This is a genomic window from Flavobacterium sp. HSC-32F16, assembly GCF_024171645.1.
Taxonomy (GTDB): domain Bacteria; phylum Bacteroidota; class Bacteroidia; order Flavobacteriales; family Flavobacteriaceae; genus Flavobacterium.
Genome location: NZ_JALKAC010000001.1, coordinates 1,082,129 through 1,097,301 on the forward strand (window position 1 = coordinate 1,082,129; position 15,173 = coordinate 1,097,301).

Here is a 15,173-nt window from a genome sequence, read left to right on the forward strand (position 1 = left end):
TATCACGTAAAAGAAAAAAAATTTTTAGTGATTTAATATTTTTTTAAACATATTAGAAGATTATTCTAATAAATATCATGATTTACACAACAACTAATAGCAATATCACAATGCATCCTATTTGAACTTGGTAGACGAATCCTTAAAGTTGGATATTTCACAGAAATCTTAACTGTTTTTTAACATCTTCCCTTTCAAAAAATATTGAATTTGCACTCTTGAAAATTAGACATTCAGTACGTGTCTTTACGTGTCTTAAAGATGTTTAAATTTACTATATGGCTTAAAACATAATGACTTTAGACATCCCGAAGCCGAAAAGTATAAAAGTTAATTAAGCTATTACTTTCTAAACCAGAACACTGGTTTACATAATGTCATCATTTTACATGAAATGGATAATATGCAAATGACATTGCGTCCCCAATTTTAATACCGTTGTGCTTTAAAAAGAAAAAAATTAATGAATAAGATAAGTTTTTTTAATCCAGAGTTTTTTTGGCTGTTTCTACTGATTCCCAGTGTAATTATTTGGTACTTCTGGAAACGTAACGAGCAGTCCGCTAGCTTAAAAATGAGTTCGACAGCAGGTTTTCAAAATAGCAAATCTTTAATAGCAAAGTTAAAACCTGGTTTATATGTTTTTAGAATACTTGCGTTAAGTTCACTGATAATTGCTTTGGCTCGACCAAGGACGGTAGATATAAGCAACCAGACTAAAATAACTAAAGGAATTGATATCGTAATGGCAATTGACGTTTCTGGAAGTATGCTGACAAAAGATTTAAAGCCAAATCGTATGGAAGCATTAAAAAAAGTTGCCGCAGATTTCGTTCAAGAAAGACCAAACGATAGAATAGGATTGGTCTTGTACGCTTCAGAAGCGTATACAAAGACTCCAGTTACAAGTGATAAAGCCATTATTATTGAAGCTATAAAAAGTATTAAATACGATACTGTTTTGCAAGACGGAACCGGAATTGGAATGGGTCTGGCAACCGCTGTTAACCGACTGAAGAATAGTAAAGCAAAAAGCCGTGTAATTATCTTGCTTACCGATGGTGTGAATAATGCTGGTTTTATTGAACCGGAAACTGCATCAGATATCGCAAAACAATACGGAATTAAAGTTTATACTATCGGTATTGGAACAAACGGAATGGCAGAATCACCTTATTCCTATGCCCCGAATGGATCACTAATTTTCAAAATGCAGAAAGTAGAAATTGACGAACAATTATTGAAAAATATAGCCCGAAAAACCGATGGGACTTATTTTAGAGCCACTAGTAATGATAAATTAGTACAGATATACAATTCGATTAATAAACTGGAAACTACTGAAATTGAGGAATTGAAGTTCTACGATTATGACGAAAAATACAGAGGATTTGTTTTATTTGCACTCTTTTTAGTGGTACTTGAATTTGGATTAAGAAACACCGTTTATAGGAGCTTTATTTAATTTTTTTAATAATATAAAAAAATAAATAATTGGAAGATAAACACTTAAAGATATACTTAAGAAGGATTAGTAAATAGATAAAATTAAATCATGAGTTTCAAAGTTAAAAATACACCTGAGAGCAGATTGGCAAAACTATTCCTGTCCAATTCTCTCTATTAAAGGATTAGATCTATCGTAGAGTTGTTTATCAGAATACTGGAATAAGAAAATTACTTTTGATTGTTAAGGAAAAACTGAAAAAATGATAGTTAAAAAAATATCTTACACTTCAAAAGTATAAGATATTTTTTTCAATTTAAAACTTTTCCTCTATTTTTGTACCCTTATAGATGATTTCTTTTTCGATTCCGCTTGGCAGTACTATAGTAAACTTTCTAATGGAAAGCATTCCGTTATATTCTCCCTTTCTGCTTGATATTGTAATTTTCTTCGAAGCATCATTCCACAAAAATTCAATTTCTGTATAAGCCCCTTTTTCATAATTATAATTATCGAATTCATCTTCATAAAGTATAAATGATCCATTTTTACCCGGATATACTTTTATCTCAAGATTGTCCCACTTTTTTTCTGTTGCAAACTGCACTTTTGGACCAACCGGCAAAATAGCTCCTGCTTTTACATAAAGAGGAATCATATCAATAGTAGTTTTTCTTGTAATTTCCTGTCCTCCGTTAACTTTTTCATTAGTCCAGAAATCATACCACAAAGTACCGGCAGGCAGATATACTTTTCTTGATTTGGCTGCAGTAAAATCGACAGCAACTTTTTGTTGATTTTTATTAGATTCTTCTTTGTTCCATCCTGTTTCTGTATTTACTTTGACTATCTTCTCCGGAGTGTATTGTGCCTGTACAACGGGTGGAGGAGGCAGCTGCATGCCCCAAGGTCGGGAAGCCAAAAAATATAACGTCGTACTTTTCTATGTCGGCAATTTTTGTTTTCAATAGCGGTAAATAGCCTGAAGCATTTTCTTTTGCTACCTGATCTACAGTCTGAGTGTAATTTTCGGGATAAGGCGTTTGCAGTTCAACCGTTGCAAGATCACCGCCAACGTACTTTTGAATAATCTCAGCTATAGCTTTGGTATTATTTGTCCATGATAAATAAACAATCAGGATTTTTTATCTTCAGCAGGCTCCAACGCTTCATCTGGCGCGTTCTTTACTTGTGAACAAGACTAAAAAAGACAGACAGTGATTACTAAACCCGCTATATTTTTTATCTTTTTCATAATCAATTTAGTTACCTACCCTTTTTTGCAAGTGTGCAGGATATCGTTCTCCGTGTATCGTAGTCTCAGTAAAAGCTTCATCAATTTTTTGAATATCCGAAGCTGATAAATGAATCGATGCCCCGCCGATATTTTCAATAAGGCGGTGTGATTTTGTTGTTCCGGGTATAGGTACAATCCATGGCTTTTGTGCCAATAACCATCCCAATGCAATTTGGGCAGGAGTTGCTTCTTTGTCTAAAGCAATTTTCCCTAGTAAATCAACTAGCCTTTGATTGGCTTTTCGGTTGTCTTCAGAAAAACGAGGCACAATATTTCTAAAATCAGATGGGTCAAATTTTGTATTTTCATTGATTGCGCCTGTCAAAAATCCCTTACCCAACGGACTGAACGGCACAAAACCAATTCCTAATTCTTCAAGAGCTGGTAAAATTTCCAATTCCGGTTCTCTCCACCAAATCGAATATTCACTTTGCAAAGCTGTTACCGGCTGAACTGCATGTGCTTTACGAATAGATGTTGCACCGGCTTCCGAAAGTCCAAAATGTTTCACTTTTCCTTCCTGAATGAGATCTTTAACCGTTCCCGCCACATCTTCCATTGGCACATTTGGATCAACCCTGTGCTGGTAAAATAAATCAATAACATCTGTATTTAAACGTCTCAAAGATTCCTCGGCAACTGCTCTAATGCGCTCCGGACGGCTGTCTTGCCCGTTAGATGCATTTCCGTCTTTAAAACCGAATTTGGTTGCAACAACTACTTCCTTTCTAAAAGGACTTAAAGCCTCCCCAACCAGCTCTTCATTGGCAATACCATAAGCTTCAGCTGTATCAAAAAAAGTAATTCCTTGTTCGTAAGCTTCTCTAATCAATTTTACAGCAGCGTGTTTATCTGTTGCCGGACCATAACCATAGCTTAGTCCCATACATCCCATTCCAAGTGCTGATACTTCTAATCCTTGTTTTCCTAATATTCTCTTTTGCATGATTTCAATTTTATATTAATTTTATTTAGAATGTGGTTGCTACTGATTTCAAGATAATCCACTTTCCATTTCGTTTTTCAAGATTCATGGTCTGCTGCAGACGCCACTTATTTCTAGTGCCCCAAATTCTCGCATCCAAAAGATTCTGTCCCACAAAAACAGTTTTGTCTCCTTCGATATTAACTGAAGTTTTGACCTCCGTATAGGAATAATATTTCATCCTTTCACTTTCAATCTCTGAAAACCATTCCTCTTTTGACTGAACATAACCAGTAATGTGCGTGAGAGTGAATGCTGCATCTAAAATTTTATCTAGTCCTGTAATGTTCCTGTCAATCATCAATCCAGTCAATTGTCGGGTTACATCCAGTATTTCTAATTTATCAGTATGTTCTTTATCAGTTTCCATAGTTTGCTTAGATTTTGATTGAGTGTGAGCTTTTGTTGAAATAACAAGTAGACTCATAATCAATAATTTTAGTACTCGTTTCATATGTATAATTTAAAAGCAGAAAGAAACCATTTATCTGCTGCCGATCCATTTTACAATATCAGGGTCGCGATGATCAAAGAAGGCACTTTTTTTAGTATCTAAAATGGAAATAAGATCCATGTCTTCCATGCCTAATTCGAAATCGAAAATATTGATATTTTCTATGATTCTTTCTTTTTTAACTGATTTGGGAATGGCTACAACTCCTCTTTGCACCAGCCATCGTAAAATGACCTGCGCCACGCTTTTATCATATTTTTCAGCTATTGAAACCAGTAGTTTATTGGTAAACATATCATTTTTACCCTCGGCAAAAGGCCCCCAGCTTTCTATCTGGACATTGTTTTCTTTGAATAAATTTTGTGCCTCTGTCTGCTGATTAAAGGGATGTGTTTCAATCTGGTTTACTGCAGGAACGACTTTATTATGGATAATTAAATCGATCAGGCGGTCAGGCTGAAAATTACTTACCCCGATTGATTTGATTTTTCCTTCTGCATATAATTCTTCCATAGCGCGCCAGGATCCGTACACGTCACCATATGGCTGATGAATCAGGTACAAATCCAGATACTCTAACTGCAGTTTTTCAAGCGAAGTTTCAAATGCTTTTTTTGTTTTTTCATAACCGGCATCTGATACCCATACTTTTGTGGTAATAAACAAATCTTCTCTTGCTACACTGCTTTTCTTAATTGCATTCCCTACTGCTTCTTCATTACCGTAAGCAGCTGCGGTATCAATAAGTCTATATCCCGCATCAATAGCATTCAAGACACTTTTTTCACATTCATCGGCATCCGGAATCTGGTAAACACCAAATCCAAGCAGAGGCATTTCTATTCCATTATTTAATATTATACTCTTCATTTTGTCATTTTAATAGTTAATTAGAAAGAATGAATTATTCTTCAGATAAACCAAGCAAACCTTCGTTAAGTCTTGCTCCCTGAAAAGTTATTTGTGCAAGTCCCTCTTCTATATCCAGCAAATCCTGTGTAGAAAGTTGAACTTCTACAGACTTAATATTATCATCTAAAAATTCAATTTTATCCATACCCGGAATTGGCACTATAAAAGTTTTTTGTGCTAACAACCAAGCAAGTGCTATTTGCACTGGTGTGGCATTTTTTCTATTGGCAATTTTTGTAAGCAGTTCTACAACTGGCATATTGGCTCTAATAGCTTCTGGCGTGAAGCGAGGAAAAGCAGCGCGCAGGTCTGTATCACTGTCAAATTTGGTATCAGGTGTAATCTTGCCCGTTAAAAAACCAGTTCCAATTGGTGCCCATGGCACAAACCCAATTCCCAATTGCTCACACAGCGGTAAAACTCTCGCTTCTGGCTCTCTTGTCCAGATTGAGTACTGGTTCTGAACCGCTGAAACAGGCTGTATAATATGAGCACGCTGAATGGTATCGGCTCCAGCTTCTGAAAGTCCAAAATATTTTACTTTTCCTTCCTGAATCAAATCCTTAATAGTTCCTGCAACATCTTCAATTGGTACATTTGGATCTACACGGTGCTGGTATAGTAAATCAATATAATCAGTCTGTAATCTTTTTAAGGATGCCTCTACAACAGTACGGATATGGTCTGGTCTGCTATTAATTCCTGTGTCTGAGATCATTCCGAATTTTGTAGCAATAATTACATCTTTACGAAATGGTTTCAATGATTCGCCAACCAATTCTTCATTAGTATAAGGTCCGTAAGCTTCTGCAGTATCAAAAAAGGTAATCCCTTTTTCATATGCGGAGCGAATTACTTTAATTCCATCATTTATATCAGCTGCCTTTCCTGTTCCAAAACTTAAGTTCATACATCCCATTCCTAAAGCAGAAACTTCTAAACCTTGTGTGCCTAATATTCTTGTTTTCATTTTATCTTTTTTAGTTCTAACCTAATAATCTTGTTAACATTTTTTGATAACACAAAGTTCCTTCAATAATGTGATCGGAGATTATACATATTACTGTTATTATTACCATTTTTACTGATTTGAACAAATGACCTAACTAATTAGCAATCTGAGCAGTATATTTGTATGACATTTAAATGATACATCATGGAACAAATTATAAGAGTTGAAAAAATAGCTCAGTACAATAAGTTAAAAGGTGTTGAAACCCAGCATCCTTTAATAAGTGTATTTGATAATTCAAAAACAAAAGCGTTACCAAATAACAGTCGTATGCATTTTGGTTTTTATGCTATTTTTCTAAAAGCGGGTAAATGCGGTGAACTTAAATACGGAAGAAACAATTATGATTACGATGATGGGACAATGGTATTTGTTGCCCCTGGACAGGTAATTGAAGTGAAAAACGAGGAAGATTATCAGCCTACCGGACTAGCATTGTTATTTCATCCAGACTTGATAAAAGGAACTACGCTTGCAAAACAGATGAGCCAATATTCCTTCTTTTCCTATGATTCTCATGAGGCGCTTCATTTATCATTAAAAGAACAGCAAATTATAAGGGATTTATTCAATAAGCTGGAATATGAACTTAATCAGTCAATTGACAAGCACAGCAAAAGTATCATTACTAACAATATTGAGCTGCTACTGAATTATTGCGTCAGATTTTATGACAGGCAATTTATAACCCGCGAAAATATCAATACCGACATTTTATCAAAATTTGAGAATCTGTTAAATGAATATTTTCAATCGGAAAATACACAAAATTTCGGTCTGCCCTCAGTTGGTTATTTTGCAGATCTTTTAAACCTTTCTTCCAATTATTTTGGGGATTTAATTAAAAAGGAAACCGGGAAGTCGGCTCAGGATCATATTCAATTAAAATTAATCAACTTAGCCAAAGAAAGAATTTTTGATACTGAGAAATCCATTAGCCAAATCGCATTTGAACTTGGATTCAAGTATCCGCAACACTTTAATAGAATGTTCAAAAAGAATACTGGTTATACTCCGATTGAATATAGAAGTTTAAATTAAGTTTTATTTAATTAAATTTTTAAGTGCAATTGTACGTGCATTTGTTCTATCAGAAACTATGTAGGCCCAACTTTTAATAAGGTTCTCAATAAATATTCTAGCTCCTTTTATCACTGAATATTTCGCAATTGGTAATTTACCATACAATAAGCATTAATAAAAATGAAAGGCTAGTGCAGAGAAAAATCTCTTCATTAGCCCGTCGCTTTCTAGTAATTTATTCACTTCTGGTTAATCATAGCAAGTTTCTTTTTCATTTCATTTAACTCATTCTCCATTTTCTCAATTGTTTGTAAGGTTAATTCTCCTGAAACATCTTCCTTATCTGCCAGTCTTTGTTTCAGTCACTTCATTTCACGACCGATAGAAATCTGTTCAGTTATAGCATACTCTTCTGTCTGACTGACCGGCTGGTGGCCAAGCATTTCTTTCACAATGTGTATTGGTACGTTATTATTCAATGTCACTGTACTTCCAAAAGTCCTTCTTGCTTTGTGGGTATTTAATATACTATTTATGTTACACAAATCGGCTATTTCCTTAAGATATTCATTCATTTTCTGATTTGAACTTACAGGAAGTACTGACCCCCTTTCAATACAAAGAGGATAATTTTTATACCGCTCAACGATTTCAGTCGCCTTTGGCAGAAGTGGAATATTGATTGGACTTCCTGTTTTCTGCCTTTCTTTTATAATCCATTGTTCTCCGTCAATACCTACTTTTATATCAGATTGCTTGAGATTAAAAACATCAATATAGGCAAGACCTGTATAACATTAAAAAACAAAAACATCTCTAACAACTCCTAGACGAACTGTAGAAAATCTATGCTTTTCCATTAATGACAATTCATGATTAGTTAAAGGTTTTTTAGGAACCTTAATTTTTTCAGATTTAAAACGCTTAAATGGATCTGCAGAAATAATTTCCTTATCAACTGCAGCAAGAACAATTTTCTTAAAATTAGTAATGTATTTAAGAGCAGTATTATTACTGATATTCTTTACTGTCTTAAGATAAAACTCATAATCTTTTACAAATTCAAAATTCAGCTCGTTAAACTCCATATCCTTTAAACCGAATTTATAAGACATAAACTCAGTAACATGTTTTTTTGATATCTCGTAACGCTCGTGGGTACCAGAAGGTTTCGAACCTTCGACCTCTTGCTGGCTATTATCCATCTATTTATTATGATTATATTTCAATACTTCTAATTCTATTTCCTGAATTGTTTTCTTTTTTCCTTTAGAAATCCATTCTAAAAGTTCTTCTTCAAAAAAATACAGCTTTTTACCATATTTATAGCACGGAATTTTTCTCTGCCTTACAAGAGCGTAAATTGTAGGCTTTGCTTTTCCTATTAGCCGGCTGGCTTCTTCAATGCCAATAGGAATACTTTTTTCTTTAGATTCATATACCTGTACATTCTGAATCATAAGTTTAATCTCGGCAATTTCTTTCACTAAGTGTGCTACTGCTTTGGGCAGGTTTTCAAAAGAGATTTCACTTATGTCCATAGTTATCGTTTTTAACAGTTATGGTGCAAATGAAAAAAGTGTTTTTGCTGTGTCCTTCTTCACAACAAAAACACTTAAAAAACACAGTGCTTTATAACTATTGATATTTAAAAATCTGTAAAGTCTTCTATTATCTTTACAAGCCCTTTGTGTTCATCATCTTTGAGATGCGTTTTAATGCTGTTCTCTTCAACATCTTTTAAAGCCTCAGCAAAAGTCAGTTTTAAAAATTGTGCGGCTCTGTCCTGCTTGCTGACTTTAAAACAATTCCATATATTCCAGCCAAAATGATACAGATCGAGATTGGACAGATCTTTTACTTTTACCGTTTTAATCTTTTCAAAATTTATATCTTCAGCATATATGATTATATTCTTACCCAATTGTTTCAGATCATCGTCCGACGCATACAGCGCGAATTCCTGCTGCGCATAACGGATGGCAGTATCAATTCTGGCCTGTTTCTGATTTCTGGCTGCAATTTGCCGCTCCTCCCTTATCTGTTCAATATCTCTGGCTGAATTTTTATTTTCAGACAGTGCGGACTTAATTAAAGCCTCTTGCCGCTCCTCTTCTATTTTTTTAAGGTCTTCATTTGGAACCTGGCTTTCAGGCGATTCATTTTTTTTAGCCTTCAAAAAACGATTCACTAATCTCTCAGCCAGATCGTTAAGAAATAAACTTAGAATTGCAAACATTAAAACTCCAAATCCCGTACTGATCCAAAAGAAAACGCCAGCCGTATATTCATCAGCTCCTTTTTCCAGCAGCACCAGTCTCCCTATTATGCCGACAAAGACACAGACTAAAAAAACAGACAGGTAAACTGTAATATATTCAAAGTATTTTGTTTTCATTACGGCTTGTTTTTAAAGATTCCAATTGTATTGCTTGCGAAGCTCTGTTTTTCTTCTCATCTATTACCTTGGCATAGATTTGAGTAGTTTTTACATTGGTATGCCCCAGCATTTTACTGACCGTGTAAATGTCTGTCCCACTTGACAGCTGCAGTGTTGCAAATGTATGGCGGAAGCAATGGAAGGTAATATTTTTTTTAATACCAGCAGATTTGACCCATTTTTTCAGAGGGCGTGAAATCCACGACGGGTCCGGCAGATCCTCAAATACAAGCTGCCCGGGAAGCCTCTGTTCTCCACAGAGCTGTAAAGCCTGCTGGGAAATAGGCATGTATTCAACACCCTTTGTCTTTTTCTGCGTAAAATGCAGTTTTGCCATACCATCTTCCAGACTTATTTCTTTCCAGCGGAGCTTCTGAATGTCCGAATGCCTAAGACCTGTAAGCGCTGAGAAAAGCGCAGCTCTTTTAAGGACGTCTTTTTCGCAGGACGTTTCAGCCAGTGCATTTAATTCTTCAATGGTAAGATATTCCCGTCTTGACTCTTGCTCCGGTATGCCTTTTATTTTTGAAGATAAATCAACTATTAGATATCCGTCGATAAAGGCCTGTTTTAAAGCCGCTTTAAAAATGGAAAAATACCTTGCCGCAGTGTTGCGGGAAAGTATTCCTTTTTTGCCTCCTCCAAGTGGGGCACCCAGCAGAAACAGTTTAAAATCTTCCGCCATTCTGATATCAATCTGAGAAAACATCAGGCTGCCTTTGGAATAGCTTTTTAAAAACTCTCTGGTCCGCTCCCAATTGATCTGAATGGATTTTGAACCTCGGGCGTGTCTTTTAGCCGCCACAGCAGCTAGATATTTAATAAAATCCTCTTTTCCTTTTTCTTTCTGTTCAGCCAATAGGTTATCAGCATCACTGTACAGATCTATATTATCGTATTCTTTCTGCCGGATTTTGCGTACTCCGTCAGCATACAGCATTGTTTCTCGGTCACTTTCGCTTCCGCACATTATAATTCCATTATCGCTGCGTCTGGGTTTGTAGGATTTAGTTCCCTCTGCATCTGTGCGGGAAACTCTTTTCTTGTCCCACTCCACTGTTGTTACGGATCTGTTCAAATATTCACGGATTCTTTGGGGAGTTTTCTTTCCGGAAACCTCAACAGGATAGCTTTCTATGTAAACATACCATTCTTTTCGGTCTTCTGCCTTTCGAAGACGAACAGTCACCTTGGTTTTTGCTAATTGTTTCATATAAAATCATTTCCGTTATACAAGTTATCAATTTCGCTTTTTGGAGCATATACATGTTTTCCAATCTGTCTGGTCGGGATTGAATATTTCCTGATATGGCTGTAGACAGAACCTTCAGATATTTGAAATCTATCAGCTATTTCGCCGATGGAATAGCAGTCTTCTTTTTCAAGGCTGTATAATTTTTTCTTCGGTGCGCTTTCAGCCTGAGACACGCTGCGCGCAGGGCCGAACATCTCTTCCATGACTCTGCGGTCTATCCTTACAAGGCGGGTTCCTAAATTAACTGAAGGAATTTTTCCCTCGCTCACAAGCCGGTAAAGGGTCCTTTTAGCAACACCAAAAAGAATGCCAGCTTCGGCAACAGAAATAAAGACCCTGTCCTTGGGTATTTTATCTGCCAGCGCTTTGAGCTCCGCTTCCTTTTTAAGCTGCAGCATCTTCTGTTTGTATGCCTTTTTACTGCATTTAGCTGAGCAGTAGACAGAAGTCACGCTTTTGGGCAGAAATCCGTCTCCGCAGATAAGACATTGTTTATTTAATCTCTTCATCTCCCTTATCTCCTGATTAAGTTACCATTAGCAAAAATAAGTGCCACTTTGTCCCCATTTAAGTGCCGGTACAAATATGGTACAAATATATGATAAAAAACGATTAAAAAATACCAGAAACATAAAAGTACTAAAAAGAAAAAGCGCTGTAAACATAATGTTTACAGCGCTTTAGCACTTATTATTAACTGATGTTAATCAGTACTTATTTGACTTCTTCGAATTCAACGTCTTCAACATTGTCTCCAGATTGCTCTTGTTGTGGAGCAGCTTGTTGACCTTGTTCACCACCTTGAGCGTACATTGCTTCTGTAGCTGTTTTCCAAGCTGCATTTACATTGTCTAATCCTTTTTGGATAGCGTCAAGATCTTGAGACTGGTGAGCCATTCTCAATTCAGTTAAAGCATATTCGATAGCTGTTTTGTGCTCATCTGTAAGTTTATCTCCCAATTCTTTCAATTGACTTTCAGTTTGGAAAATAGTACTATCAGCTTCGTTCAATTTCTCAGCTCTTTCTTTTGCAATTCTGTCAGCATCAGCGTTAGCCTCAGCATCTTTTTTCATTTTTTCGATTTCTTCTGCTGTTAATCCAGAAGAAGCTTCGATACGGATATCGTGAGATTTTCCAGTTCCTTTATCAGTTGCAGAAACTTTGATGATACCATTAGCATCGATATCGAAAGTTACTTCGATTTGAGGAACTCCTCTTGGTGCTGGCGGGATACCATCTAAGTGGAAACGACCGATAGTTTTGTTATCAACTGCCATAGCTCTTTCTCCTTGTAATACGTGGATTTCAACAGATGGTTGGGAATCAGCAGCAGTAGAGAATACTTGAGATTTTTTAGTTGGAATAGTTGTGTTAGACTCGATTAATTTAGTCAATACACCACCCATAGTTTCGATACCTAAAGAAAGAGGCGTTACGTCAAGTAACAATACATCTTTTACATCTCCAGATAAAACTCCACCTTGAATAGCAGCTCCAATAGCAACAACCTCATCAGGGTTAACACCTTTAGATGCTTTTTTACCGAAGAATTTTTCAACTTCGTCAGCGATTCTTGGCATACGAGTAGAACCTCCTACAAGGATCACTTCGTCGATATCAGATGTAGATAAACCTGCATCTTTTAATGCTTTAGCAACTGGTTCCATAGAACGTTTTACTAAAGTATCAGATAATTGCTCAAATTTAGCTCTAGATAATTTTTTAACTAAGTGTTTTGGTCCAGAAGCAGTAGCAGTTACGTAAGGTAAGTTGATTTCTGTTTCAGCAGAAGATGATAATTCAATCTTAGCTTTCTCAGCAGCTTCTTTTAAACGCTGTAATGACATTGGATCTAAACGTAAATCAATTCCTTCTTCAGTTTTGAATTCGTCAGCTAACCAGTCAATAATAACCTGGTCAAAATCATCACCACCTAAGTGAGTATCACCATTTGTAGATAATACTTCAAATACACCGTCTCCTAATTCAAGAACAGAGATATCAAAAGTACCTCCACCTAAATCGTAAACAGCAATTTTTTGATCAGTTCCTTTTTTATCTAATCCGTAAGCAAGTGCAGCAGCAGTTGGCTCGTTGATGATACGCATAACTTTAAGACCAGCAATTTCACCAGCTTCTTTAGTAGCTTGACGTTGTGCATCGTTAAAGTAAGCAGGAACAGTAATAACTGCCTCAGTTACAGTTTGACCTAAATAGTCTTCAGCAGTTTTTTTCATTTTTTGAAGTGTCATTGCAGACAATTCTTGAGCAGTGTATAAACGACCGTCAATATCCACACGTGGTGTATTGTTGTCACCTTTTACAACACTGTAAGGAACTCTTTTTGCCTCTTCTTGAGTTTCAGCAAAAGTGTGTCCCATAAAACGTTTAATAGAAGCAATCGTTTTTGTAGGATTCGTTACTGCTTGTCTTTTTGCAGGATCACCTACTTTAATTTCGCCACCTTCAACAAAAGCGATGATAGATGGAGTTGTTCTTTTTCCTTCTGCGTTAGGAATAACAACTGCTTCGTTACCTTCCATTACAGAAACACAAGAGTTCGTCGTACCTAAGTCAATTCCGATTATTTTACCCATTTTTTATATATTTAATTTTGATTTATTTTTATAACTCAGGTGGCATAAGTCAATCTTTGTGCCAATATAAAAAACCAAAGTAAAATGTCAGTTTTCATATTGGCAGGCTAATACTCATCTGACAACATGACATTTTTCAAACCTGACATTCGTGGCATAATATATTTTTCATGTCATTATTAAGCCATTAAGCTAAATTTACCCTGTGAGCTTTTCTTTTTTACATCTCTCGACCATTATCTGGAACATTATAAAATTATTTAAATTATAACTTTTTGTTTAAAATCAAAATAACAATGTAATAACAGGACCTTATTTTATTAAGAAAAACACACTATATTTGAAAGCTAATTTAAATGTTCTATAAAGTTTAGGATTTAGTATTACGTATATCGAAACGATTTAAAAACTGTTGCTTAATTATTAGAATGAAATACTATTTTAAACTTTTTCTCCTTTCTGCAGGAATTGGAATAATTAATACGATCCTTTATCTATTTCTATTACAATTTCAAATTGTTCACAACAGTTCCTATATACCTGAGGAAGCTTTCATTGTCTTTCTGATTCTGGTCGCAATTATTCCGCAGAGTGTTCTTTTATTTTTTGTTGCTTTTCTTTCCAAAAAAAACCAACTGGCCATTACTATTACTTCAGTACTATTAATTGCGGGATGCTTTTTTCTGCTTTGGGATACATCTGATAAAGAAAGACAAACATTTAATAATCAACAAGTTTACAACAGTACCGAAAAATATGATTATAAACAAGGAATTTCTACTCCGGAAGGTTATCCAATAAAATTACTTCCAGATAGTAAATTTACTCTTGCTGTAATAGGAAACGATACTCCGTACACTCTTTTAGAAACCAATAAAGTTTATTCTATGAATTGGGGAAACGGAGAAACTACTTTTAAATCATCTGATGGTCCAGACATTGTACTGCCTGATAGTTTGAAACTCTATTGGTATTCTTTTTTAGAAAATAAATATTATGGATTAAACACAAAACTAAATAAAAGCCTAATATCCAAGCATTTCAAAACAGGATATAAACGAGATATAGGCGGCAATGCAGACCGAATAATATCTGATGATTATAGTAAATTGATTGCAGGAATTGCTCCGGGCGGCGATGTTGTGCTCTGGATTTCTGGTGTTAATAATACTAAAGAATTACAAGTTTTTAAAGCCGACTCAATAAACATAACAAAAATCAAAGATCATGATGTGGTTAAACAGGACGAAATAAAAAAAGTTTTAACAGATACTTGCACCTGTAAAGATGATACTCAGTTCCGTAAAATAGTAAATAACGGACAACCTATTCCTTTTGGAACTTGGACCAATAAATATCGAAAAAAATACAACTGGAAAGCAGAAATCAATAGTTTAGGCCAAACGAAATCAAAACTGAATATTATTTCTTTTAATGGAGAAGAATACGAATTATTCAACGAAGAGGTTGTTAAGATGAAACACCAAAAACAAGTTGTGCCTGATTATCTTATATATACATTGATAAAAAATAAAAAAAGATATAAACTGTTTCTAAAATTTGACGAAAATGAAATATTCAGCTATTTTGAAAAACTGGCATCACACAATTCAAATGAATTAATTGATATTGTAGTAAATATAAGTTCAGATTTAAAACAAACCACCATTCAATTACGCTCCAAAGACAAAACACTTGATTTTGAAAAAATGAAAGATGTATACATTCGTGCCGATTAGTAATTTGGTTT

At 35.1% G+C, this 15,173-nt stretch carries 14 protein-coding genes and 1 pseudogene; 3 read left to right on the forward strand and 12 right to left on the reverse strand.

The window, feature by feature from the left end; all coding sequences use genetic code 11:
- Positions 1-463: 463 nt before the first annotated feature.
- Positions 464-1,465 (forward strand): VWA domain-containing protein, encoded by a 1,002-nt coding sequence (locus tag L1276_RS04780; RefSeq protein ID WP_253785894.1) that lies wholly within the window; start codon positions 464-466, stop codon positions 1,463-1,465.
- A gap of 298 nt (positions 1,466-1,763) precedes the next feature.
- Here L1276_RS04780 and L1276_RS04785 read toward each other — a convergent pair whose 3' ends face one another.
- From L1276_RS04785 to L1276_RS04810, 6 genes are all read right to left on the reverse strand, one after another.
- Positions 1,764-2,369: a DUF5110 domain-containing protein gene (locus L1276_RS04785; protein ID WP_253785895.1), complete on the reverse strand. Its 606-nt coding sequence runs from the start codon at positions 2,367-2,369 to the stop codon at positions 1,764-1,766.
- Entirely contained in the window at positions 2,251-2,589 is a 339-nt protein-coding gene (locus tag L1276_RS04790) for a flavodoxin family protein (RefSeq protein ID WP_371924149.1), read from the reverse strand. The genes L1276_RS04785 and L1276_RS04790 overlap by 119 nt, the downstream gene beginning before the upstream one ends.
- A gap of 120 nt (positions 2,590-2,709) precedes the next feature.
- Positions 2,710-3,690 (reverse strand): aldo/keto reductase, encoded by a 981-nt coding sequence (locus L1276_RS04795; protein ID WP_253785896.1) that lies wholly within the window; start codon positions 3,688-3,690, stop codon positions 2,710-2,712.
- A gap of 25 nt (positions 3,691-3,715) precedes the next feature.
- Positions 3,716-4,156, reverse strand: coding sequence for a nuclear transport factor 2 family protein (locus tag L1276_RS04800; RefSeq protein ID WP_253785897.1), 441 nt, complete (start codon positions 4,154-4,156; stop codon positions 3,716-3,718).
- 57 nt (positions 4,157-4,213) lie between these two features.
- The gene (locus L1276_RS04805; RefSeq protein WP_253785898.1) at positions 4,214-5,053 is read right to left on the reverse strand and encodes an aldo/keto reductase; all 840 of its coding nucleotides are present in this window, start codon (positions 5,051-5,053) and stop codon (positions 4,214-4,216) included.
- A 34-nt stretch (positions 5,054-5,087) separates the two neighbouring features.
- Entirely contained in the window at positions 5,088-6,065 is a 978-nt protein-coding gene (locus L1276_RS04810) for an aldo/keto reductase (protein ID WP_253785899.1), read from the reverse strand.
- Positions 6,066-6,251: 186 nt separating this feature from the next.
- Here L1276_RS04810 and L1276_RS04815 point away from each other — a divergent pair, with 186 nt between their 5' ends.
- A complete protein-coding gene (locus L1276_RS04815) occupies positions 6,252-7,148 on the forward strand; it encodes an AraC family transcriptional regulator (RefSeq protein WP_253785900.1) in 897 nt (298 codons plus the stop codon).
- Between the two features lie 221 nt (positions 7,149-7,369).
- Here L1276_RS04815 and L1276_RS04820 read toward each other — a convergent pair.
- From L1276_RS04820 to dnaK, 6 genes and pseudogenes are all read right to left on the reverse strand, one after another.
- Positions 7,370-8,308 (reverse strand): annotated as a pseudogene (locus tag L1276_RS04820) (site-specific integrase); the annotation flags it as partial.
- Between the two features lie 27 nt (positions 8,309-8,335).
- The gene (locus tag L1276_RS04825; RefSeq protein ID WP_253785901.1) at positions 8,336-8,671 is read right to left on the reverse strand and encodes a helix-turn-helix domain-containing protein; all 336 of its coding nucleotides are present in this window, start codon (positions 8,669-8,671) and stop codon (positions 8,336-8,338) included.
- 107 nt (positions 8,672-8,778) lie between these two features.
- Positions 8,779-9,528, reverse strand: coding sequence for a hypothetical protein (locus tag L1276_RS04830; RefSeq protein ID WP_253785902.1), 750 nt, complete (start codon positions 9,526-9,528; stop codon positions 8,779-8,781).
- A complete protein-coding gene (locus tag L1276_RS04835; RefSeq protein ID WP_253785903.1) occupies positions 9,509-10,783 on the reverse strand; it encodes a site-specific integrase in 1,275 nt (424 codons plus the stop codon). The genes L1276_RS04830 and L1276_RS04835 overlap by 20 nt, the downstream gene beginning before the upstream one ends.
- Positions 10,780-11,334, reverse strand: coding sequence for a helix-turn-helix domain-containing protein (locus tag L1276_RS04840; RefSeq protein ID WP_253785904.1), 555 nt, complete (start codon positions 11,332-11,334; stop codon positions 10,780-10,782). The genes L1276_RS04835 and L1276_RS04840 overlap by 4 nt, the downstream gene beginning before the upstream one ends.
- Before the next feature lie 205 nt (positions 11,335-11,539).
- Positions 11,540-13,423 (reverse strand): molecular chaperone DnaK, encoded by a 1,884-nt coding sequence (gene dnaK, locus L1276_RS04845; RefSeq protein ID WP_133525694.1) that lies wholly within the window; start codon positions 13,421-13,423, stop codon positions 11,540-11,542.
- Between the two features lie 428 nt (positions 13,424-13,851).
- Here dnaK and L1276_RS04850 point away from each other — a divergent pair, with 428 nt between their 5' ends.
- Positions 13,852-15,162 carry a DUF2931 family protein gene (locus L1276_RS04850; protein ID WP_253785905.1) on the forward strand — a complete coding sequence of 437 codons (1,311 nt, stop codon included), beginning with the start codon at positions 13,852-13,854 and terminating at the stop codon, positions 15,160-15,162.
- Positions 15,163-15,173 lie beyond the last annotated feature (11 nt).